The following is a 22,270-nucleotide window of genomic DNA, read 5'->3' on the forward strand; positions in this document are numbered from 1 at the left end:
GATAAAAACGTAGAACTGTTTAGATACCTTAAGCCAGGTACAAAAACAGCGGGTGTGTTGGAATTTGGCCCTGATGACTCAATCCAAATTAGTACACTCTATGTCGGGCACAAAGAAGATCAGTATCTGATCTTAGACCTCTCACAAAAAGCCACTGAAGCACTAACACTTAGAAAGCTCATCAACGTTGATATTATTGTTCGTGCGATTACTGATACTGAGTTAGGACATATTATTGCGTTTAAAACCAATGTACTCGCTCATATAACCTCACCAGCACATCTTCTCTTTCTTCGCCCACCTTCCAATTTTGCTACCAAACCGATCCGCGAACACGAAAGATACAAAGTATGCCTCGATTGTGAAGTCAACTTTGATACTCTGTCGCTTGACGCAATACTAGTGGATTTTTCTGCCTCTGGTTGTGGTGTCTATATCGCGCAACCAACAGATATAGATATTGGCTGGAAAATCAAAGTAAACTCAATCCTAAGTGAATATTTGGATGACGAACTTATCCATAAAGTAGTGAGTAAGAAAAGACAAGGTCAAGGTTGGTTGCTAGGAATTCAATTCCCAGATCACCTAGATATTAGTGATGAATTGAAAACACGGCTTTTAGAGCAAGCTTTTGTGGCCGGCTCTTCATAATTTTCTAATATTTAAATTGTGAGATACAGTAATAAAAAGCGATTAAACCAAGAGCTTTATAGCAAAAAATGGCGAGCCAAACCGTTCTTTGACCGCCGAATACCGGTTCATCAATACTGGTTGAACAGTACTAAGCCGCTAAAACTCATGCTTATAAAACTAATGCTTAATCTCGTTCCAGTAAGAGTGTTTAAAATGGACAAACGCTTGGTGTAGCGTATCTTCCTTGATCGGTTTTACAATCACGTAATTTGCCCCCGCGCCAAAAAAACGGTCTCGGGTCGACTTTTGAGCATCAGCGGTACACGCGTAAATAGGAGTCCGTATACCAATCTCACTTCTCAATTGTTGAGTCGTTTCAACCCCACCTAAGTTCGGAAGTTGGTTGTCCATTAAAATGAGGTCAAACTTATTCGCCTTTGCCATCTCCAAAGCTTCTAAACCATCTTTTGCCCAAGTAACAACCATTCCATACTTTTTGCAAAAAGCTTGAGCGATAAACGCATTGGTATGATTGTCTTCCACGAGTAAAACTTCCAAAGACCGATCAAATAGTGTCTGAGGCTCCATCTTTGGTCGTTGTTTTGAATCCAGCGAGGGCTCTGAATGCAACTCAATAGGGATCTCGATTATGAATTCTGAACCTTGGCCTTTGATACTACGAACGTGAATATCTCCTTCAAGCATATCGACAAGGTTTTTTACAATTGTTAACCCCAAGCCTGTACCACCATATTCACGAGTCGTCGTTTCTTCAGCTTGAACAAACGGTTCAAAAACAGCCTCAATTTTACTGTCATCAATACCAATGCCGCTATCTTTCACTCGAACGATTAAGCTGGCTTTATCGGAGTTAAAAATACTATCGATCTCAAAACTGACAGAAATACCACCTTGATGAGTAAACTTAAGGGCATTGCTCAATAGATTAAACATAACCTGATTCAGTCGAACTTGGTCAGTGTAGATCTCAATGTCATCTACCAAGTGATTCACAATACTAAAAGCGACCGATTTATTTTCACAAAGCGGACGATAGATACTCTCCACAGTATTGACCAACTCACCCAAGCGGAAATTTTTCTTTTGTATATTGAACTGACCTTGTTCTATTTTAGAGAAATCCAAGATATCGTTAAGTACTGCCAGTAAATGTTCAGCACTGTTACAAAGTACATCTACCCGATCTCGGTTGTCTTCATTCTGGATAGATCGTTTGAGCAGCTGAGATACACCTAAAATACCGTTTAACGGCGTACGAATCTCATGGCTCATCTTAGCTAAAAAGTCTGCACGAAGGTTTGCAAGCTGCTCAGCTTCTTCTCTAGCTCGATCAGCCTGTCTCTCCGCCTCAATGAGCTTGGTGATGTCTTGCCCTTGTACGACAACCCCCGTAATACCGTGCTCAACGCGAATTGCAGACATGTTCCAGCGAAACACTTTAGCCCCAATTGGAACGTTAATGCCCGTCAGCTTTGACCCTTGAACCACCATTTGAATATTAGGCAACATTCGTTGCTCAAACTCATCAGCCATCGCGCCATAGTTGTCATCGTCATCAAATAACGCCATACGAGCTGCCGGGTTCATCTGAATCAGGTCACCTTTTTCAGACCAAACCAAAATAGGGGAATGAGCAAAATTGAAGAGATCTTGAAATTTTTGGTTCTGTTCAGATAAGCGATCGAAGGTGTCTTCTAATGTGCAGCCAATATGGTGGAACTCGAAAATATTAGAACCATCAAACTTACTGTATTCTTCGCCACCGCTTGCTGAACGAGTGAAGTCCATCAACTTGTCTAATTCTGCAGCTACTCTTTTTTGAATCCAAGCGCGGGCAAAAAAAGACATAAGTATGATCAACACCACCACAACAATGGTGGCTCGCTCATAGTTTTCTTCCAACGCAATAAAATTTGTGTTCTTTTGTACCGCACGAATAGTGAGGGGAGTTTCCACGGCATTTATCTTAATCGTCGCGATGGTAACGAAATGGCGAGGTAGTTGATCGTACATTTTATAATTAAGGATACTTGCTATCGTATAGCTTTCATCACCCTTGAATGTAGAGGCGACAGGCGTGCCATGCGCTTCAATAACGATATTCTCGCAATTACTGCCTTTCTGAATGGATTCCGCAAGAGAGAAGTTATTATCGAGTACGATCGCGATATACAACTGGCCAAGAACTTCTCCTGTCTTATCGTCGACAATAGGTGTTCGACGAGCCAACAAGTGACGATTACCTATATCCGTCATAAGCTTTAAAAAGTGCCAATTACTACTGAACGCAACTTTATCAGAAATATGTTCTAAGCTGGTTGCATCCAAACCATAAAATTGACCATTACCATCCTCCCAAGCCAAACCATCATGAGTAGAGACAAAACGTAAATCAGGGGCATGGTTCGGCTCACGTTGATCAATACCAAAAAAAAAGTAACTCAACGCTTTATCATTATGAGTATCAAAATACTCTCTTAGGTTTTCACTGTGTGAATTATTGTCTTGATGGATTTGCAGCACCGATAAACGATAATCAAACATGTTTTGGATCAGGCTTGAGGTCTGCTGAACAGTTCGGTTCGTCTCTTGTTTTACGATACTACTGCTACTTTCATAGTTGTGAATCAGCACACCAAGTGCCATCACCCCTATGACTAAAATAATAATACGGGTAATTAATTTGGCTAAGGTGTTCCTTGGTGTACAAGCGTAGCTTTTCTTCATTATTGACCTGAGTACCTAAATGCGCGCTTCTTAAGCTCAGAAATACGTTCTGGGGAATCTTCGCTGGTCACCACTTCAAACTCACCGGAGTAAACGGTAGGAACTTTCAAGCCACTGAGATCCCATTTGATCGCCTCTGCCATCGCGATCCCAGTATCATCATTCATACGCATAACTGTCACATCTAGGTCCCCACTTTCGATTGCTTCGAGCTCTGCTGATCCGCCTCCCCAGCCATTGACTAAGATATCCCTACCAGACTCACGAATCGCTTCAGCGGCTCCCAAAGCAACATCGGTTGAACATGCATAGATAAAGTCTAGATTTTTATCGTTCTCTATGCTGATTTTAGCCGCTTGGTAACTGCTCTCTTTATCAGACTTGGTGTAAAACGAAGACTTAAGTGCAAAATTTGTATCGGAGTTCACTTCACGAATAAAGGTATCTCCACGAGCGTCACTTATATAACCTTCTGAACGATAAAGAACAGAGTACTGACTGTCTGGTTGACTCACTTCTTTAAAATAGTCCGCCAATTTCAAACTCCCTGTCGCATGATCAAAACCTACATACATAAACGGCTGTCTATCAGCCCACGCTCGCACAGGAGTGGTAATATTTTGCAAGATCAGTTTGGTATCCGTATAACTCAGCACATGTTCAATAAATTTACGGTGTCGCGTCGTATCTAGCGTAAAAATTAAATAATCAGTTTTATTTTCAACCGCCTCTTGTAGAGAAATACTCTGTTGATTGATATCAGCATTAACACGTGTAAAAACCTGATTGATCTGATAGTTGATTCTCAATTTATCGAGGCGCTTTTCAAACGCTTGAATATTGCGCACCCAGTAGTCGGAAATCTGTCGACCAGGGTACACGACTGAAATAGTAATAGGCCTATCTTGAACTAGCCTCAATGGCACGGGATGGTTTTGAACAGCTTCGACCATTTTATCGGTCAATATTTTTTGCTTTGGAAACTTAGAAAGGTAATCTTGATATTCCCAATATCCATTGAGAGCGTGGGAAAGGGCGGACGTAGAAAATACGGTAATTCCAAACAACATAAGTAAACGTTTCATATATTTCTCGTTTTATATGAGCTACTTTGGCTCATTTTTAACCTAGCATGACACCATATCTTTGTATGGATAGAATATATTATGTAGTACAGCGATAAGAAATGATAGCGCCCAAACCTAATTAGAACGATATTCCAAATGAGCAATTCATTAATCCTGGAATAACATGGATATTGACGCATTTTTGCCAAGAAAAGGTTCACCGAACCTATAATAGTTAACCTTTATATTCAGTATGTTAAGTTGGTTTCATCAACAGATATCGATCATGAAAGCTGATTACGAGTGGACATTTTAGCTATTAATTATGAAACTTTGATATATTGAATTGTCTCCTCTTGCCACTCAATGGTTAGCTCGAGTGATACCAACTTTTCTTTGCGGTATTTGGGGAGTTGTTTGATCGCGTATTCGGTTTTTAATGCCTGGCTTTTTGAGTCGACATTAAAACTCCACACTAGTGACAGTGGCCCTTTGCCTTTCAGCGCTTTTGCCCCTTTACCTTGTTGATGCAGTTCAAAGCGACGTGCCAAATTATTAGTAACACCACAATAGAGCGCATTGTGTCTGTTACGGATCAGGTAGACGACCCAATCCGTATCTTTATTAAAAACTGACATCTATATCAGTGATTCAATTAACTCTTTTAACTCTGCGACTTCTGCGCGCAGGCTTGCAACCTCTAACTCGAGTTCTTCAAGTTTTTCGTTAGTCGCCGATGGAGTAGCCGTACCCACAGGTGCCGTCGCAAACGCATCAACATCCACCTTACCGCTTAACAAATGTTGATAGCGTGATTCACGCTTACCAGCTTCACGAGGTAGCTTAACGACTAACGCACCCGCTTCTCGTGCTGCTAGCTTCTCTAGAGTCGCTTCCACCTCTTTCACGTCACCGAAATTCGCTAGACGACCAGTTCGAGTACGAAGCTCACCCGGTGTCTGCGCGCCACGAAGCAGCATACAACAAATGATCGCGCGTTCTTGCTCTGTAAATTGTAAATCACCAAATTCGGTATTGCAGAAGCGATGTTGATATTTGTTTACACGACTATTGAAGCTGCTTTCATCACTCACCATACGACGCGAGATCAAACCATCAACCGCATCCAAAACGTCTGACTCTGACACCGAAAGAACCGGATCACGGTTACTCTTTTGATTACAAGCCGCAGTTAAGCTATTCAACGTGAGTGGATAGTGATCAGGAGTCGTGACTTCTTTCTCGATCAAACACCCAATGATTCTTGCTTCAATTGGGGAAAGTACTGTGTTCATCGTTTTTCCTTTTTCTTATTTTTGACAATTCCATCTCTACACCTAACCATTCAGTCACTGAAGACTAGTGCTCAGACAGAATAGGTACTCTTTTCTTTCTACCTTGCTCATCAATCAATATGATTTTAGAACGGTTTAACTCTATTTCCACAACTTCCAAGTAAGTTCGCTCTTGTACGTACGCATCACGAAGCTTGTTTTGCTCTGCTGAAAATTCAGTGACATTGTCATCCAAATCTTCGTTTTCCAATTGTTGTTGATTCATTTCACATGTCGTACCAATGCAGTATCTACAGGGATACTAACTTGAACGGTGAGATAAAAACAATCACACATCAGCGAGAGTGCCGAATAATTATACAACCTTACTTTTGCTTTGATCTAAAGACTGTTACAACATCAATTGATATGCTTTAATCAGAACCAGACAATGTATTTGACGATTAGGAAAAGGAATCTATGAGCAGCGTATTTGAAATTGTTAACCAAGCACGACGTAAGAACAAACTTAAGCGTGAACTTTTAGACAACGAAAAGAAAGTTCGTGACAACCGCAAGCGTGTCGACCTTCTTGATAACCTACTTGATTACATCAAGCCAGAGATGACTCATGACGAAATCCTAGGCATTATCAAAAACATGAAAGCTGACTACGAAGACCGCGTTGATGACCACATCATTAAGAGCGCAGAAATTTCTAAAGCTCGTCGTGACATCAGCCGCCGCATCCGTGAACTAACAGAAGAAGATAAGCAAACTCAAGGTAAAAAGTAATTTAACCTAGTTAATGAATTTGCAATAATGTTAGTAACCCACTTAATACTCCGTATAAGTGGGTTTTTTGTACGCAAAACACAAAATACGACATCGCTAGACGATATCTAAGCTACTGAAAAGGTCGTACAGTTGATGAGATTTATAAGGCTTGGCCAGATAAGCATTCATACCGGCTTCAAAGCAATCTTTAATGTCCTCTTCTAATACGCTAGCAGTTAAGGCAATAATTGGTAAAGGTATCGCTTCTTGGTCGAGTTCCCACTCTCTAATCGCCTTGGTCGCTGTTATCCCATCCATGACGGGCATCATACAGTCCATTAAGATTGCATCAAACTGGGCACCTTGAGTTATCACATCCAACGCTTCTTGCCCATTGCTGGCAATCAAGTATTCATAGCCCGCTTGCTCAAGGAAGAAGCTCGCTATTTTCTGATTCATCAGGTTGTCTTCCACAATCAAAATGCGTCTATTCAAAGAACGAACTTCTTTATCATTTGGTTCAACTTGCCGTACTTGTTCTCCACCGACATCTAGAGATTGTAAACTGTTTAAGAATCGTTGACCCAAGAATGGTAATGTATGAGTTGAGTGGACCGACTCTGTTATTAGGTTCGTTTTAAATAGATGATGCTGACATACAATGACGCGAGTAAGAGGGTATAACGCTTTCAACTCTGCAAGATCATTCTCCATAGAGTGATACAACGTATGACAATAAAGGACAAAGTCGCTTTCTTTGAGGCTGTCATCAAGGGCCGACATGGATGAAACTACATTTGGTCGAATATTTAATCGTTCACACTCTTTAACAAGTTGATCTAGGTAATTGAAAGAGTTCGAGATAATAGTCGCGCAGCTTAAATTATCGAAGGTCTGAACGTGAGTATCGACAATATCGACATACAGACAAAAAGTGAACGTCGCCCCTTCTCCTTTAACCGAACGCGCAGTAATGTACCCGTCCATCAAATCAACAAGCTGTCGACAAATAGCAAGGCCCAGACCTGTACCACCGAATTGTCGAGTAATACTGCCATCTTCTTGGGTAAACGGTTCAAAAATGGACTCCAGCTTCTCCGACTCAATCCCGACCCCTGTATCAGTCACACTGCATTCAACCTTTCCTCTATCCAAAGACACCTGTGTATAAACGATGTCCGTGGTGATCGTTCCCTTTGAAGTAAACTTGATGGCGTTAGACAACAAATTGGTCAGTACTTGCTTAACACGGTATTCATCAAAAAACAGTTTTGATGGAATGTGAGAGTCAATATTGATGTCGAGTTCAATATCTTTACTTATCGCTTTCGACAAAACCACACTCACGGAGTCATAAACCGATTCTCGTAGATCTGCATTATGTGGCGACAACATTAAGTTACCCGACTCTATTTTAGAAAGATCGAGAATCTCATTAAGTAGCACCAATAGTGAATGTGAAGACGACTCGATATCTCCTAACACTTCTTGCTGATTCGCATTCAACTGACTTTGAGATAAAATCTCAGTCATACCGATAATCCCGTTGAGCGGTGTACGTATTTCATGGGACATGTTCGCTAAGAATGCGCTTTTCGCTTTATTTGCTGAAATTGCATCTTCTTTTGCTTCTATCAATTCCTTGTTGTGTTGATAATTGCGTTCCATCACTCGATTTAAGGTTTCAGTGAACTGAGCTAATTCATCGTTCCCTTCAATTTGAATAACCTTGGGCTTACCATAGCTATCAGCACACTCAGATCCCCCTTTTAGGATAAGCGATAGGTTTTTATTTAAACGTATAGATGTCGCTATACCCAACCATAACAAAACACCTGAAACGACGAGAATCAAGGATGTCATGATCAGCGTTTGCCTTTGCTGCAGAGTAATATTTTTTGTTAGTTCAGATTGAAGTTGTTCAGTAAAAGCACCAACCGCTTTTGAAATGGTTTGCTCCTTTAACTCTAAGCTTTTGATATGATCATATATTTCCGGTGAGGAGAAGGTTCCTTCCAGGATCCGAGCGGTGAAATTGTCCTGAACGTTCTCTTTGTAGAAAGCGTTCAACAATTTCTCAGTTTCCGTTGCATGACTCCCTGATCGAAAAAATGTGTCTAATAACTGCTGCTGCCTTTCCAAAGTACCAACATAACTCAGAAAATATTGGCTTTTCTGATTTGGGGATCGATATAAGCGATAACTTAACCATGCTTCTTTCTGAATCCAAAACATGTAGTTAGTAAGATTGACAAACATCGCATCAGTATCACTGATCTTTGCATCCATTAAAGCGATACGATATTTAGAGAGATCCATTAACACGCCTTGCAGCAAGCTAAAGACACGCTCTGTCAGTAGTAACCTTTCTTCGTCACTTTGCTTTGATCCTACTCCTACAAGGTTACCTAACGCACTCTTAAGTTCAATCAACTGAGGTTCGGCACTCCAATTGGTATCAAACCGTTGAAGTTGCTTTTCGTTCTCAGCTAGCAGATCCAGTTCAGTGTTGAGCTTTTCGAGCAATTGGCCTTTTTCAGGAATATCATTAGACAAAACTATCCATTGATAAGCATCACCTGAAATAGCGTTAAAAGATTGGAGCGCCTCTACTCTCATACGTGTTGCTTCAAGATGAGCCACCGTCTTGTCGCTCTTTAACAGCTCATTGACTGCAAACCCAAACATGATGAATACAGAAACCGTAGAAAGAAAAATAAGACGCCATCTAATTGACATGTTTATCATTTATATAACTACTCCCTTCCCGAAAGTAATTTACCGAACCCAAGTTAAGAGTAGGACATTACTAGGAGTTATTGATCAAATTAGATACAAACAAACGATACTCTGACTCCACAATGGCAAATTATAGTCACCTAGCCCCCATAATAGGGCTTTAAAGTAGAAGGTTTTACGTTAAATAAAGAGGTCTAAAGCAAAACGGTTGAAATAAATGAGGTCTAGGCACGAAAGATCTACAAAAATGAGATTTAAACAAAGGAAGCTTATCAAGTTATTATCACCCGAATAACAAGTGAGCAAACTAGCTTCTCAGCTCAACTAGGCTGTAAGTTATGACTCTATACACCAACAAAGCCGATGGTTAGGTTAAATTTGTGACATCTAATCGTTCGTATCATGTACTTTTCATATTCAACCTCAGCTTATTCAAACGTAGAACAAGAAAACTCGTTAATGACCTTATTTATCGTTTACTATTTGCGTGTAACTTGAGTTAGCGATCACATGTTTAATGATCAAGGTAACCTGTATTACATAAATAATTTTGATTTGAGTATTTTTTGGCGAAAAATAAGTGCTACAGATTGTTAAAGTCAATAGTGCTTCCTCTCGAAAAAGCCATGTTTATTACTGCATTTATATAAATTTACAGCCAATCTATCTGCGTTTATTTTTCCTAGCAGAATAACCCGTCGTGACTTACAATCCTGCCACATAAAAATTACAAATACAGACAAGGTATATCAAGCATATTTAAGTGGCATTAAAAGACCACAGCCTGATGCCTCAATCCCCTATGCTGATTGGCTTCCCTACAACCGCCATGAATGCAGAAACTTAACGTGAAAGGTCCCGAGTAAAGATGAGTCCCGAAAAGCACCTCCTAGATTGGCAAACTAGTCAAACCATTGCTGAATCCATCGCTCCAACTTTAGGTCAGTTATACCGTCAGAAAGGCGTAGAAGTTATCCTTTTTGGTAAGACTCTAGTTAACGCGACAACTATCGACATCATCAAAGCTCACCGCATCGCAAAACGTTACACTGGTTCTCCTCTTACAGCAGAACAAACTCAACCAATCATTCAACACCTTCTCTCTATGGACCTGTCTCCATGTCGTATTGATGTTGGTCGCCTTGCACATTCATTCTGGCAAGATCGCGAAGACACACAGGGATTGAATGATTTCCTACAAACTGCCCTTTTGGAATCGCTTGAAGGCGATGCGATGACAGAACCTCGCGACGTTGTTCTTTATGGTTTCGGCCGTATCGGTCGCCTACTGACTCGTCTATTGATCGAGAAAAGCGGCCCAGGCTACCCACTACGTTTACGTGCTATTGTTGTTCGTGGTGGTAAAGATGGTGACCTAGAAAAACGCGCAAGCCTGTTACGTCGTGACTCTGTTCATGGCCAGTTCAACGGCAGTATCGTAGTTGACCAAGAACGCAAAGCGATCATCGTTAACGGTAACTTCATCCAAGTTATCTATGCAAACAAGCCTGAAGAAGTGGATTACACCGCTTACGGTATCGAGAATGCACTTGTGGTTGATAACACAGGTGTATGGCGTGACGCTGAAGGCCTAAGCCAACATGTAGCATGTAACGGTGCTAAGAAGGTTCTACTGACTGCGCCAGGTAAAGGCGACATCAAGAACGTCGTATTTGGTGTGAATGAAAATGTTATTCAACCAGAAGATACGATTATCTCTGCAGCAAGCTGTACTACCAACGCGATTACACCGGTATTGAAAGCCGTTCATGACAAATTTGGTGTCCTATCGGGTCACATCGAAACGGTTCACTCATTTACCAATGATCAAAACCTAATCGACAATTTCCACTCAGGTGATCGTCGTGGTCGTGCTGCTTCATTGAACATGGTACTGACATCAACAGGTGCGGCAAAAGCAGTATCAAAAGCGATGCCGGAAATGGAAGGTAAACTAACGGGTAATGCGATTCGCGTACCGACACCAAACGTGTCAATGGCAGTAGCAAACCTAAACCTTGAGAAAGGTACCAACAAAGACGAGCTAAACGCGTACCTTCGTGAAATGGCACTGTCTTCTACTTTGTCAGCTCAAATTGATTACACTGACTCGACTGAAATTGTATCAACAGACTTAGTTGGTTCTCGCCACCCGGGCGTAGTTGACGGTGTTGCAACTATCGCGCAAGACAACCGCGCAGTTCTGTACATTTGGTACGACAACGAATTTGGCTACAGCTGCCAAGTTGTTCACTGTATGGAACAAATGATGGGAGTTCGCTACAAGACTTACCCTGAAGTTTAAACAACTTCGAGCTTGTAACTAATTCTGCGCAACCAGCTCCACAACATAATAACTATATCTGCGAGGCTTATTATGGGCTTCGCAACCCCTTTTGTTTTACTCCCCCGTATAAACAAGAGGGTTGCCACTTAGATCTGGTCTCTCTAACGATCTAAGTGGCCTTTTTATATCTGTCACACATTATATCTGCCACATGGACAAAACTTCATTCCAATCGTGTTTCATTATTGCCAGCATGAGATAGCTACAACTCAACCTCAACATCGGATTGAATCTTGCTGGAACACGCCAGTACATACCCCTGCTCTATCTGCTCTGACGTCAATGTCTCTTGACTGCTCGATTCCACAGAACCTTTGGTTACTTTGCATTTACACGAGCCACAAATACCACTGCGACACGCAATGATGATTGGCACACCAGCTTGCTCTAATGAATCGGCTAATGGCGTTCCAAACTCAGCTTCCACTTCTTTGCCAAATGTAGGTACAAATACTGTCACCGAGCTACTGCCATCCACTTCAGTGCTATTCATATTTGCGCCAGCCACTTTTTGATTGTCTTTAAGAACAGGCGTGAAACTTTCTTGATAGAAGTTATCCATGTTGAACTCAAGTTCTTTCAGATAACCTTCTATATCTTCCATAAAGCCAACCGGGCCGCACAGGTAAACGGTTCTGTCTAAGATATCTGGGCTCAGTTTCACCAACCAGTTCTTATCTAATCGGCCTTGAGATGCGGTGGTTCCTTGATTATCTTTCAGCAGTAGTTTTAGGTTGAAATTAGCATAGGCTTTATCGAGCTGGTGAAGCTCTTCAAAATAGATAGTCTCAAGCTTGTTGCGCGCCATATGAACGAAATCTATTTCCATCTCACTATCTTGAGACAACCAATATTTCACCATTGCCATGACCGGTGTAATACCACAACCTGCGCTGACTAGCGTTACCTTCTTCGCCGCAGTAGGCATGCAATCAATACAGTTAAAGCCACCAGCAGGTTTTAAGACGGAAACCTCATCGCCTTCATCAAGTTCATCGACAATAAAGTTAGACATCAAGCCGCCTTCAACACGCTTAACTGTCAGCTTTAAACGATTATCTTCAGGGCAAGAAGCCACCGAGTAAGCGCGATAGTCGGTTTTTGTCGGCATATCCAAGCCCAAAGTGATGAACTGGCCTGGCTTAAAATTGAAATATAGGTCTTGTGGAATACTGCCAAGCTCGACGCTGACCGTATCTGGCGTCTCATGCCATTTCTTTAAACACACTAAATTGATTGAATCGCTATCCGACCATGCATACATAGTTCACACACCTTGCTGATGACTCATTGATTAAATGACTGAAGATTTAAATCTAAAAAGCCCCGCCACTGCACGTTCAAAGAGAACAGCAACAACAGGGCTTGGAAGTAGGCTTACATTAAGCCGCTAAGATTGTTTTAAGATCTTGCTCTGGCGTTGAGATAGAACGCATGTCGAACTCGTCTTGAATAATCTTTAGTAGGTTTTCAGTTAGGAACGCAGGCGCTGTTGGGCCTGTGTAAATGCCTTTCACACCCAGTGCGAACAGAGTCAGCAAGATAACGATCGCTTTTTGCTCAAACCAAGATAAAACCAGCGTTAACGGAAGTTCGTTAATGCCACAATCAAACTCTTGAGACAGCGCAAGTGCAAGCTGGAGCGCTGAATAAGCATCGTTGCATTGGCCAACATCGAGCAGACGTGGAATACCGTTAATGTCACCGAATTGGTTCTTATTGAAACGGAATTTACCACATGCCAGCGTTAGGATAACTGAATCTTCTGGTGCTTGAGCGGTGAAATCTGTGTAGTAGCTACGCTCAGATTTATCACCGTCACAACCACCCACAAGGAAGAAGTGTTTGATGTTGCCTTCTTTCACTTGCTCAACAACCGCAGGTGCTGCTTCCATCAGGGCATTGCGACCAAAGCCGACAGTGATCATTTGCTCAATCTCGTCGTGTTTGAAGCCTTCTTGGGCTAGTGCACAATCAATTACTGCGCTGAAATCGTCGCCTTCAAGGTGTACAACACCCGGCCAGCCAACAATGCTGCGTGTAAACAGACGATCAGCGTACGCACCAACATCTGGGTTAAGTAGGCAGTTAGATGTCATCACAATCGCGCCAGGAAAGTTCGCAAACTCTTTTTGCTGGTTCTGCCAAGCGCTGCCGTAGTTACCAGCAAGGTGTGGGTACTTGTTCAGTTCAGGGTAGCCGTGTGCAGGTAGCATCTCACCGTTAGTGTAAACATTGATGCCCTTGCCTTCAGTTTGTTGAAGGATCTTTTCTAGATCATGCAAGTCGTGGCCAGAAACAAGAATACAGTGGCCTTTCTTAGTCTTCACGTTCACAGTTGTAGGTTGTGGGTGACCAAATGTATCTGTCTCACCTTTATCCAGCATTTCCATGACTTTGTAGTTCATCAAGCCAATCTGCATTGATGTATCGAGCAACTGTTTTAGGTCTGAAGGGTCAGTACCTAGAAACGCCATGATCTCATGGTATTCAGCGAAAATAGCGTTGTCAGTTTGGCCAAGAACACGAGCGTGCTCCATGTAAGCTGCTGCTCCCTTTAGACCGTATAGGCAAAGAAGACGAAAACCAATCACATCTTCGTGTTGAGAGTCGTGACCACGGTTAACTGCTGCTTGTGGCGCAAGGGCCAATAACTCTGAAGAATCCGTTGGTAGATCGAATTGCGCAGCAGGAGAAAGCGCTGGAATTTCGAAACCAATTAAAGTCGCAGCTGCACGAACTTGTTGCTCTAAACGCTGTTTAAACTCGTGAGATTGCTGTGCAAATTCGATGATACGAGTAGGATCGAAGTTAACGTTGGTTAATGTTGCGAAAAACGCTTTTGGCGCCCACTCATCAATTTCAGTATCAATAACATCGCAAGTGCGACCTAAATTTGCCCAAAAAGAAACACCTTGGAGAGAATGAACCAACACATCTTGAAGGTCGGATACTTCCGAAGTTTTGCCACACATACCTTGTGCGAAAGAACAACCTTTTACAGTTGGGGTTTGAATGGTTTGTTCACATTGAATACAGAACATATAGGGCTCCAGTAATTTTCATTAGCTGTAAGTACTTTGCTTACAGTGACTTATTCCAAACCCTATAGAGCATCAAGCATGCCAAGTTTTAAATTATTGATTTTAAACAACTAAACTAAATTCCATATTTTTAATGCGTGATTATGACTACATATAAACCCTCAATCCACACACACCCGTGTCATAGTGACTCTCTGAGATTAATTAACGGTGTTCATGTTTCGTTCAGAATAGAAGCGATATAGTAACAACATAGAGAAAAGAGGAATGAATATGAAAAATATATTAGTTACGATTGTTGCACTGTTTACTGGCCTTTTGGCGCTATTCACAAGCTTGATTCTTGCTATTCCTTTGGCTATTGCAGCTTTAATTACTGGCAAGCGCATTCAAAATCAAATGAAGAAACAAGGTTTCGCAGCTCATATGAACACTCGTCAGTCATCAAACAATGCTGCTGGTATTATTGAAGGTGAATACGAAGACCTTTCGAATAGAAAATAGTCTAAGCTTTTGCTTCAAGACAATACACGACAGAGACAACACTAAAAAATGCATAGCAAGACCATTCTAACGCTACTCGCCCTAACAACTTTAAGTCTCGTTGGTTGTTCCAACGAGACCATCGCTCCAGCTTACGAAACCTCTCCTGACTTGCCTGAATATCAGCAAGACAGCTTTGACGCCTACGTAAATGACACTCAAGATTGGTTACTGAAAAACCGTGTGTTCATGACAGAAAACAAGCAACTTGAGATTCAACTCAATTCCCCGGCAGAATATAAACCGGCTTCTCCAAATGGAAAGGCGGTGTTGTTAGTTCATGGACTAGGCGACTCCCCTTACTCATTTAATGACATTGCTACGCATTTATCAGAACAAGGCTACCTAGTGAGAACGGTATTACTTCCGGGCCACGGTAGCCGCGTAGGCGACTTAATGCAGCCAAGCTTAGAAGATTGGCAAGGTGTCGTAGCTCACCATACTAAGTTACTTGAACAAGAATATGATTCCGTCTGGCTTGGTGGTTATTCAACAGGCGCGAACCTAGTGACTTCACAGGCGATGAATGATCCCAAAGTCTCAGGGTTACTGCTGTTCTCTCCTGCGTTTCAGCCGAGCTCATCAGCCGTGCAATACGCTAGTCTAGCAAGTTATTTTGTTACTTGGGCGGATCAAGATCCTGAAGACAACATACTGCGTTATAACTCATTGCCCATGAACGGTGCCGCCGTTTACTACGAGACCTCAGAAGTGGTTCGCGAAGCTCTACAAAAGAAGCACTTCGACAAACCTGTGTTTATCATGATGAGTGAAGGCGACAGTGTGATTGACACCAACTTTGTCCAACAAGCGTTTATTCAGTCGATGCCAAATCCAAACAATGTGCTAATTTGGCTAGGGGAAGCCACACTTGAAGATCCTCGCGCCATTCAATACAGCATGAAGATCCCAGAGCAACGTATTTCAAATGGTTCCCACATGGGGTTACTGTTCTCACCCAATAACCCGTACTACGGAATCAATGGTAGTGAGAAGATTTGCTCTAACGGGCAAGCTGAAGGCTTTGAACAGCAGTGTATCGACAATAGTGAAGTCTGGTACTCAGCGTGGGGATATACTGAGGATGGCAAAAACCATGCTCGCCTAACCTACAATCCTTACTTTGCGGATTCAATGGCTAAGCTTGATACAGTGCTGGATTCTGAAAGCTAAAAAGCCCCTCGATAAGGAATATGAAAGGCTCACTAGATAACGTCTAGTGAGCCTTTTTAATGGGTATCGTTTCTTTCCAACATATATCTTAGCGCTATATAGTCCACACCACACGAACAGCAAGCAAGATCAACACCACGCCAGATAATCGATCAATCAACTGAGCTTTCGAGCGAATACGTTCAACAATCAACGGACTAGACAGTACCAAGGTAATAAAGGTATACCAAAGGCCATCAACAATCAGTGGCGTTGAGACAATAATCACTTGATTGCTAAGTTCATTACCTAACGCAACAAATTGGCTAAATAGAGCGATAAAGAACAGCGCGATCTTAGGGCTCAAGATTGAGATCAAGAAAGCTTCGCGAGCAGACTGCATGTAGCTCATCTGTTCGCCTGCTTCCAATTTCGCTGCAACGCCACCTTTTGAGCGTAACGCATTCACACCTAAATAAAGCAGGTACGCTGCCCCCGCCAAACTGATCCCTTTAAACAGTATTGGCGATTGTTCAAGTAACACCGCCAAGCCGACAATGGTTGCGAACGCGTAAATACCTATGCCAGCAGCGTGTGACCAAGCTGCGATAAGTCCATTGATACGGCCACCAGCCAAACTGTGCTTAGCGATCATCGCCAAGCTTGGGCCCGGAGACATTGCACCCAACAAGCAGATAGCTAATAAAGAAAACCAAATTGTTACTGTCATCATTCCATTCCTAGTAAAACAAGGCGCTCCAACTGAACGCTCTATACTTGATACTTACCATAATTCGCAGAAGGTATTATTTGAAATCAAAGATTATCATCATACTTATGATCTTAAATCATACTGATATTGTAGCTCGACTTCTGCATGGCTTGGAATGCCTTTTCTCGCGCCCATTTATGAGCAGAATCGTTGTCATATTTAGGGTGCCACATTAACCAATAAGTGTGCATTTCCGTATCAAATGGCAAAGAAAAGTAAGTCGTGTCGAGGTGTCTACCTAGGTTGTAGGCTATATGTTCCGGAACAATCATCAGATAGTCATCTTGCATCAATACCGTTCCAGCTGATGAAAAGAACGGAACCTGAAGTGCTATTTTTCGCTTCAGTCCTTTCTTCTTCAATGCTATGTCCGCGTAGCTGTCTTTGTCTCCGCCGCCGGTAACCTTAATGTGCGAATACTTCACGATATCTGCTGAGCTTATGGCCAATTGCTTAGCCAACGGATGGGAAGATCTCATCAAGCACACCGACTTATCTTCACCAAGCTTGATACTAGATACATGATCCGGTTTTTGAGGAAACATACTTGATGCCAAGTGAATACCTGATTCGCTCAGTGTTTCTAGGTAGGTTGGTTGCCACAAACGGTAAGCCAAATTAATATTCGGCGCTTCAGCCGATACTTCAGAGACAATAACAGGAAGAATATACTGAGCAACATAATCGCTTGAAGACAACACCAATTCACCCTGCCAGTCTTGCGGCTCGAAGGGTTTATCATCTAATAGGTGATCAAACTCACTCAGAAGATCATCGAGCTTGCCTTTAAGCAACAGAGCTCGGTTGGTAGGAACTAGCTTATTACCATCACGAACCAGCAAAGGGTCACCACACAAATCTCTCAGCTGCGCAAGTTGGCGACTCACTGCTGACTGTGTAATATGCAGGCGCTGGGCGGCTCGGCTTACATGGCACTCTTCAAGAAGCACATGCAGCGAGCGCAACAAATTTAGATTGATATTACCTAACATGGACAACCTTAACGCACGACTTAACGTTGACTTTCGATAGATTAAAAGACAAATTTTGCTTATTAAAAAACTCAGTTAAAACCGTATGAGTCATCAAATGACGAAGGTCTGAGTAGCCTTGCAGCTGATCGTGAATTTGATTCAAACGTTCCATGCTTGTGATGACTTCCATTGTCGTTCTATTTATCCCTACTAATTTGACACAATTTCTCTCGATAGAACAGCAGACACTTTAACGCTTAACTGGATAAATACCGTTAAAATGGCAGTATCTTAAGACGTTTTGCTAGCTGCATTATTAGTAGCGACACTGTATGCTTTCAATCACAATTAGGAATAAGCACTGAACGCACTTTTTTTTGCATAACCCTCTCTTAGCAAAAGAAATGTAGTATCAGCAAGGAAAGCGAATGGCGCAACTCAAACAAGAAATCACGCTCACTTCAGGAATCGGGCAACTCTCGACGACATTATTAGGCACAGGGCTATTCATGATCCCCGCTATTGCTGCAGGTATCGCGGGTCAGTTATCACTACTAGCATGGTTAGTGCTGTTTATCGCCATTTGCCCGGTCGCCCTAACCTTCGCAGCACTAGGAAAACGCTACCCTAATGCAGGAGGTACCGCCTACTTTGTACGCCAAGCGTTCAGCGAGCGATTAGAAACAAGCGTGGCATGGTTGTTTGTGAGTGTTATTCCTGTTGGCATTCCAGCTGCAATTGCATTAGCGGGCGGCTTTGCTCAACAACTGTTACCAGCACCACTCGACACACCGCTTGGTGCTCAGTCCTTTACGGTAGCTTTACTTGTTGCCGTCAATTTAATGGGCAGTAAGTCTTCTGGCCGTCTGCAAACCGTGATTGCCTTGTCGATTTTTGCCTTGGTCAGTGCCTTCGTTTGGAAAGCTGATATCACCGTTGCAGATGTTGCAATTCCAGTTATCTCATACGATTCTATGTGGTCTATTGGGGCTGCATTAGCGGTGATGTTTTGGTGTTTTGTGGGGATAGAAGCCTTTGCTCACATGGGAGAGGAGTTTAAGAATCCACAGCGCGACTTTCCAATCGCCATCATTGCAGGGTGTTTCGTCGCAGGCTTGGTGTATTGGGCTTGTTCAGTGGTTATTCTCAAGCTTGGGGCGTATGGTTCTTCTGAATTTGATGCCGCTTCTATCCCTTGGGTGACTGAACAACTGTTTGGTAATGGCTTCAAAACGGTCATCAGCGTGCTTGGTTTCTTTGCTTGTTTTGCGAGCCTAAATCTTTATACCCAAAGCTTGTCTCGCATGATCTGGGCCCAAGCTCGCCAACATAGTCCAACCAGTAAAATGGCCCAGCTCAACAACCGTGGTGTACCACTCTACCCAACTTTAGCGATTGGCTTCATCGCGCTTGTTTCGTGTGTAATTGGTGAGCTGTCTAGCTTGGACCTCGAATTCTTTCTTAAACTCGCCAATAGTATTTTTGTTCTGGTTTATATGCTCGCGATGTTAGCAGCTTGTCGCTTATTAACCGGAACATCGAGATACACAGCCATGGTTGCTCTCGTTATTTGCACCCTGGTTTTTATCTGTTTAGGTTGGTCAATGCTCTATGCGGTCATTATCTTTGTGACACTGTCACTCCCATGGCGCAAGTGGTCAGGCAAGCCAACGGTTTCTATCGACAAGTTGTAGCTTGTCGATAAATTATAAATAGCCTCACCGCAGTTATTGATAAAAAAGCCGAGCGATCTGTTTGATCTTCGGCTTTATGTCACTCAAGCGGATATTACCAAAGCCCAATACCGCACCATGCCAATCGCGAAAATCACTTGAGCCATATTCATAAAAATCGAGAGGTCGAACGATGATGTTCTCAAGTTCAGCCCTTCGACTCCATTCCTGCTCTGATATTCCGTTCGACCATTTCACCGTGACATGCAATCCAGCGGCTTGACTGATCACCTCAAGATCACCGTGAAACTCACTTTGAATCGCTTCAATCATCGCTTCGTGCTTAAGCTTGTATGAACGACGCATTTTTCTAATATGTCGCAGTAAGTCCCCCTCTTGGACAAAGCCAGCCAGTGCTTCTTGTGTATGTGCGGCGGTATCTCCCGTGAGTGCGTCTTTAATCTCTAGGCATCTCGCCACCAAGTTTTCAGGTACAACCAAGTAACCTAAACGGAGACCGTTGAACATGACTTTACTCAGTGAACCAACATAGATGATTCGGTCATCAAACCCGAGTTTACCTGCCAAGCCTTGCATACTGGTGTAAGGACGATGTGCAAACTGAAACTCACTGTCGTAGTCATCTTCAATGATCCAAGACTGGTTTTTGTTTGCCCAATCAATCAGTTTGAGGCGCTGTTCGGTATTGAGTGTTGTACCCATTGGGTATTGATTACTCGGAGTGACATACAATGCCTTGGCGTTACTGGAAAGCACTTTTTCAATATCCAGTCCGACTTTTTCACGAACACTCACTCCATCAAGTTCGAGCTTTAACAGATCAATAATTTTATGCACCTGTCGATAGCCCGGCTCTTCAACCAGGATTTGGTCGCCCATCGCTAACGTCGCCATTAAACCTATCGAAATAGCTTGCTGAGCACCGGCGGTGATAATAATTCGTTCAGCATGACAACGAACCGAACGGCTGCTTGCAAGGTAACCGCTGAGCGCTTCCCTCAAAGCCAAACTCCCCTGAACATCTTGGTTGCCTGCGATGTTCTGTCGCGTAGCATGGCGTTGCAGTAATCTCTGCCATTTAGCAAACGGGAATGCATCCAGATCAGGAACACCCGGCGCAAAACCGCGGTTGATGTCACTGAGTGTCACTCTCGCGCCACTTGGTGTATCAACCTCTGTACTCAAGTCCTGTGAACTCTGAACATTGCTCGATTGAGACAAACTGAGAAAATGCTCTGGCTGCTCGACCGACACATAAAAACCAGAGCCTTGTTTACTCTCGATATAGCCTTCAGTAACCAATTGGTCATACGCGTAGATCACCGTATTTCGACTTACTGACAGTTCTACGGCCAACTTTCGTGTTGAAGGCAGCCTACCGCCTTTGCTCCACAGGTCTTGGACAATCTTCTCTCGGATTGCATGAAACAAAGCGGTCTGACGTGTGTCGTGTTGGTCATCTAACTGTAAGTCACCGACATCAATAGGCTGCATAACTGGATCCAAATAGTGTTTAAAAGTGGCTCTATTTAATAGACCAGTTAATCGCTACATTAATCAAAAGGCAATGATTAAGGAGCGATTATGTTATCTAACACGAAAAGAACCACGATTAAGAAAGGGGCTCACAAAGCCGTATTTGAACAAGAGAAACTACATCAGATCATTGATGAAAGCTTAATTGCACACATTGCATTGCATTGCAAGGCGAACACGGCCCTATGGTTATCCCTATGCTCGCTTGGCGAGTGGATGACATGGTCTATATACATGGCGCCAAAAACAGTCGTTTGCTGAAAGGATTAAAGAAAGGAGAACCAACCTGCTTAACGTTCACTTTATTCGATGGTTGGGTGTTGGCTCGTTCGGCATTTCATCATAGTGCACATTATCGTTCAACAGTGGTATTGGGGTCGTTTTCAGTCATCGATGATAACCAAGAAAAAGATCGTTTGTTGAACATCTTCATTGAGCAGATTGCACCGGGTAGAACCGATGAGGTTAGGCTGAGTAACGAAAGAGAACTCACCGCCACTGAGTTATTGGCGATTCCGTTAACCGAAGCATCGGTAAAAATTGGTAAGCATGGTGTTAATGATGACAAAGCAGACATGGACATTCCCGTTTGGGCAGGCGTATTGCCTTACCGAACCGTTGTCGGGCCGCTGGAAACAGTGCCAGAACAGGAAGGGCTCATTGAAAAGCCAGATTACCAACAGGCCTATGGTGAACGTTGGTATCAGGATGTTCCCTTACGATAGCAAACCTAACAACATGCCACACTGTTAATTTCATAAAATGGGTTGTGCAGACATATAACATGATTGAAAATTAGTTGCTTTATAGGCCGATTTTTAAGCGCTCGACATATTGCTTAGGTGTTAAGCCACGATGCTTTTTGAACATTCGATTCGCACCATTGATCAAACACAACTCGTGTGTGATATCAAATCACCTGGGCTTTGTTGTTTGTAGCTATTGAACTTCTTAGCTTCACGACTTCCCA

At 42.7% G+C, this 22,270-nt stretch carries 17 protein-coding genes and 1 pseudogene; 7 read left to right on the forward strand and 11 right to left on the reverse strand.

Annotated features, from left to right (window positions below; all coding sequences use genetic code 11):
* Window positions 1–651, forward strand: a 651-nt coding sequence (locus OCT63_RS18580; RefSeq protein ID WP_269984286.1) for a PilZ domain-containing protein, incomplete at its 5' end; no start/stop codon positions are given.
* 159 nt (window positions 652–810) lie between these two features.
* Here OCT63_RS18580 and luxQ read toward each other — a convergent pair.
* The 5 genes from luxQ to OCT63_RS18605 all read right to left on the reverse strand — a co-directional run bounded on the left by luxQ (window position 811) and on the right by OCT63_RS18605 (window position 6,008).
* Entirely contained in the window at window positions 811–3,381 is a 2,571-nt protein-coding gene (luxQ, locus tag OCT63_RS18585; protein WP_161748973.1) for a quorum-sensing autoinducer 2 sensor kinase/phosphatase LuxQ, read from the reverse strand.
* On the reverse strand, window positions 3,381–4,466 hold the full coding sequence (locus tag OCT63_RS18590) for an autoinducer 2-binding periplasmic protein LuxP (RefSeq protein WP_161674168.1): 1,086 nt from the start codon (window positions 4,464–4,466) through the stop codon (window positions 3,381–3,383). The genes luxQ and OCT63_RS18590 overlap by 1 nt, the downstream gene beginning before the upstream one ends.
* 305 nt (window positions 4,467–4,771) lie before the next feature.
* Window positions 4,772–5,086, reverse strand: coding sequence for a GIY-YIG nuclease family protein (locus OCT63_RS18595; RefSeq protein ID WP_060469480.1), 315 nt, complete (start codon window positions 5,084–5,086; stop codon window positions 4,772–4,774).
* Window positions 5,087–5,743: a YceH family protein gene (locus OCT63_RS18600; RefSeq protein WP_269984287.1), complete on the reverse strand. Its 657-nt coding sequence runs from the start codon at window positions 5,741–5,743 to the stop codon at window positions 5,087–5,089.
* A 64-nt stretch (window positions 5,744–5,807) separates the two neighbouring features.
* Window positions 5,808–6,008 carry a hypothetical protein gene (locus OCT63_RS18605; protein ID WP_017058678.1) on the reverse strand — a complete coding sequence of 67 codons (201 nt, stop codon included), beginning with the start codon at window positions 6,006–6,008 and terminating at the stop codon, window positions 5,808–5,810.
* A gap of 194 nt (window positions 6,009–6,202) precedes the next feature.
* On the opposite strand from OCT63_RS18605, the gene OCT63_RS18610 reads away from it, so the two are divergent.
* A complete protein-coding gene (locus OCT63_RS18610) occupies window positions 6,203–6,517 on the forward strand; it encodes a DUF496 family protein (protein WP_004730049.1) in 315 nt (104 codons plus the stop codon).
* A 96-nt stretch (window positions 6,518–6,613) separates the two neighbouring features.
* Here OCT63_RS18610 and OCT63_RS18615 read toward each other — a convergent pair whose 3' ends face one another.
* Window positions 6,614–9,187: a hybrid sensor histidine kinase/response regulator gene (locus OCT63_RS18615; RefSeq protein WP_269984301.1), complete on the reverse strand. Its 2,574-nt coding sequence runs from the start codon at window positions 9,185–9,187 to the stop codon at window positions 6,614–6,616.
* Between the two features lie 919 nt (window positions 9,188–10,106).
* Between OCT63_RS18615 and OCT63_RS18620 the strand changes: the two genes are divergently transcribed.
* The gene (locus OCT63_RS18620; protein ID WP_060469478.1) at window positions 10,107–11,543 is read left to right on the forward strand and encodes a glyceraldehyde-3-phosphate dehydrogenase; all 1,437 of its coding nucleotides are present in this window, start codon (window positions 10,107–10,109) and stop codon (window positions 11,541–11,543) included.
* 244 nt (window positions 11,544–11,787) lie between these two features.
* On the opposite strand, the gene OCT63_RS18625 is transcribed toward OCT63_RS18620, so the two are convergent.
* Window positions 11,788–12,849 (reverse strand): hybrid-cluster NAD(P)-dependent oxidoreductase, encoded by a 1,062-nt coding sequence (locus OCT63_RS18625; protein WP_269984288.1) that lies wholly within the window; start codon window positions 12,847–12,849, stop codon window positions 11,788–11,790.
* Between the two features lie 118 nt (window positions 12,850–12,967).
* Window positions 12,968–14,629 (reverse strand): hydroxylamine reductase, encoded by a 1,662-nt coding sequence (hcp, locus tag OCT63_RS18630; RefSeq protein WP_269984289.1) that lies wholly within the window; start codon window positions 14,627–14,629, stop codon window positions 12,968–12,970.
* A gap of 273 nt (window positions 14,630–14,902) precedes the next feature.
* Here hcp and OCT63_RS18635 point away from each other — a divergent pair, with 273 nt between their 5' ends.
* Together OCT63_RS18635 and OCT63_RS18640 are read left to right on the forward strand one after the other, a co-directional pair.
* Window positions 14,903–15,133, forward strand: coding sequence for a hypothetical protein (locus OCT63_RS18635; RefSeq protein WP_161750440.1), 231 nt, complete (start codon window positions 14,903–14,905; stop codon window positions 15,131–15,133).
* Between the two features lie 48 nt (window positions 15,134–15,181).
* Window positions 15,182–16,345, forward strand: a complete 1,164-nt coding sequence (locus tag OCT63_RS18640) for an alpha/beta hydrolase (protein ID WP_269984290.1) — start codon at window positions 15,182–15,184, stop codon at window positions 16,343–16,345.
* A gap of 94 nt (window positions 16,346–16,439) precedes the next feature.
* On the opposite strand, the gene OCT63_RS18645 is transcribed toward OCT63_RS18640, so the two are convergent.
* Both OCT63_RS18645 and OCT63_RS18650 read right to left on the reverse strand, forming a co-directional pair.
* Window positions 16,440–17,054 (reverse strand): LysE family translocator, encoded by a 615-nt coding sequence (locus OCT63_RS18645; protein ID WP_161679841.1) that lies wholly within the window; start codon window positions 17,052–17,054, stop codon window positions 16,440–16,442.
* Window positions 17,055–17,167: 113 nt separating this feature from the next.
* Window positions 17,168–18,088: a LysR family transcriptional regulator gene (locus OCT63_RS18650; protein ID WP_269984291.1), complete on the reverse strand. Its 921-nt coding sequence runs from the start codon at window positions 18,086–18,088 to the stop codon at window positions 17,168–17,170.
* Window positions 18,089–18,498: 410 nt separating this feature from the next.
* Between OCT63_RS18650 and yjeH the strand changes: the two genes are divergently transcribed.
* Entirely contained in the window at window positions 18,499–19,764 is a 1,266-nt protein-coding gene (yjeH, locus tag OCT63_RS18655) for an L-methionine/branched-chain amino acid transporter (RefSeq protein ID WP_269984292.1), read from the forward strand.
* Between the two features lie 33 nt (window positions 19,765–19,797).
* Here yjeH and pdxR read toward each other — a convergent pair whose 3' ends face one another.
* On the reverse strand, window positions 19,798–21,258 hold the full coding sequence (gene pdxR / locus OCT63_RS18660; protein WP_269984293.1) for a MocR-like pyridoxine biosynthesis transcription factor PdxR: 1,461 nt from the start codon (window positions 21,256–21,258) through the stop codon (window positions 19,798–19,800).
* 90 nt (window positions 21,259–21,348) lie between these two features.
* Here pdxR and OCT63_RS18665 point away from each other — a divergent pair.
* A pseudogene (locus OCT63_RS18665) lies at window positions 21,349–22,025 on the forward strand (pyridoxamine 5'-phosphate oxidase family protein).
* Window positions 22,026–22,270 lie beyond the last annotated feature (245 nt).

This window comes from Vibrio sp. RW, assembly GCF_027587105.1.
Taxonomy (GTDB): domain Bacteria; phylum Pseudomonadota; class Gammaproteobacteria; order Enterobacterales; family Vibrionaceae; genus Vibrio; species Vibrio toranzoniae.

Coding starts and splice junctions, on each gene's coding strand:
- OCT63_RS18650 (WP_269984291.1), bottom strand. CDS start 18,088: ATGTTAGGTAATATCAATCTAAATTTGTTGCGCTCGCTGCATGTGCTT.
- OCT63_RS18645 (WP_161679841.1), bottom strand. CDS start 17,054: ATGACAGTAACAATTTGGTTTTCTTTATTAGCTATCTGCTTGTTGGGT.
- pdxR (WP_269984293.1), bottom strand. CDS start 21,258: ATGCAGCCTATTGATGTCGGTGACTTACAGTTAGATGACCAACACGAC.
- luxQ (WP_161748973.1), bottom strand. CDS start 3,381: ATGAAGAAAAGCTACGCTTGTACACCAAGGAACACCTTAGCCAAATTA.
- hcp (WP_269984289.1), bottom strand. CDS start 14,629: ATGTTCTGTATTCAATGTGAACAAACCATTCAAACCCCAACTGTAAAA.
- OCT63_RS18620 (WP_060469478.1), top strand. CDS start 10,107: ATGAGTCCCGAAAAGCACCTCCTAGATTGGCAAACTAGTCAAACCATT.
- OCT63_RS18595 (WP_060469480.1), bottom strand. CDS start 5,086: ATGTCAGTTTTTAATAAAGATACGGATTGGGTCGTCTACCTGATCCGT.
- yjeH (WP_269984292.1), top strand. CDS start 18,499: ATGGCGCAACTCAAACAAGAAATCACGCTCACTTCAGGAATCGGGCAA.
- OCT63_RS18590 (WP_161674168.1), bottom strand. CDS start 4,466: ATGAAACGTTTACTTATGTTGTTTGGAATTACCGTATTTTCTACGTCC.
- OCT63_RS18615 (WP_269984301.1), bottom strand. CDS start 9,187: ATGTTTGGGTTTGCAGTCAATGAGCTGTTAAAGAGCGACAAGACGGTG.
- OCT63_RS18605 (WP_017058678.1), bottom strand. CDS start 6,008: ATGAATCAACAACAATTGGAAAACGAAGATTTGGATGACAATGTCACT.
- OCT63_RS18600 (WP_269984287.1), bottom strand. CDS start 5,743: ATGAACACAGTACTTTCCCCAATTGAAGCAAGAATCATTGGGTGTTTG.
- OCT63_RS18640 (WP_269984290.1), top strand. CDS start 15,182: ATGCATAGCAAGACCATTCTAACGCTACTCGCCCTAACAACTTTAAGT.
- OCT63_RS18635 (WP_161750440.1), top strand. CDS start 14,903: ATGAAAAATATATTAGTTACGATTGTTGCACTGTTTACTGGCCTTTTG.
- OCT63_RS18610 (WP_004730049.1), top strand. CDS start 6,203: ATGAGCAGCGTATTTGAAATTGTTAACCAAGCACGACGTAAGAACAAA.
- OCT63_RS18625 (WP_269984288.1), bottom strand. CDS start 12,849: ATGTATGCATGGTCGGATAGCGATTCAATCAATTTAGTGTGTTTAAAG.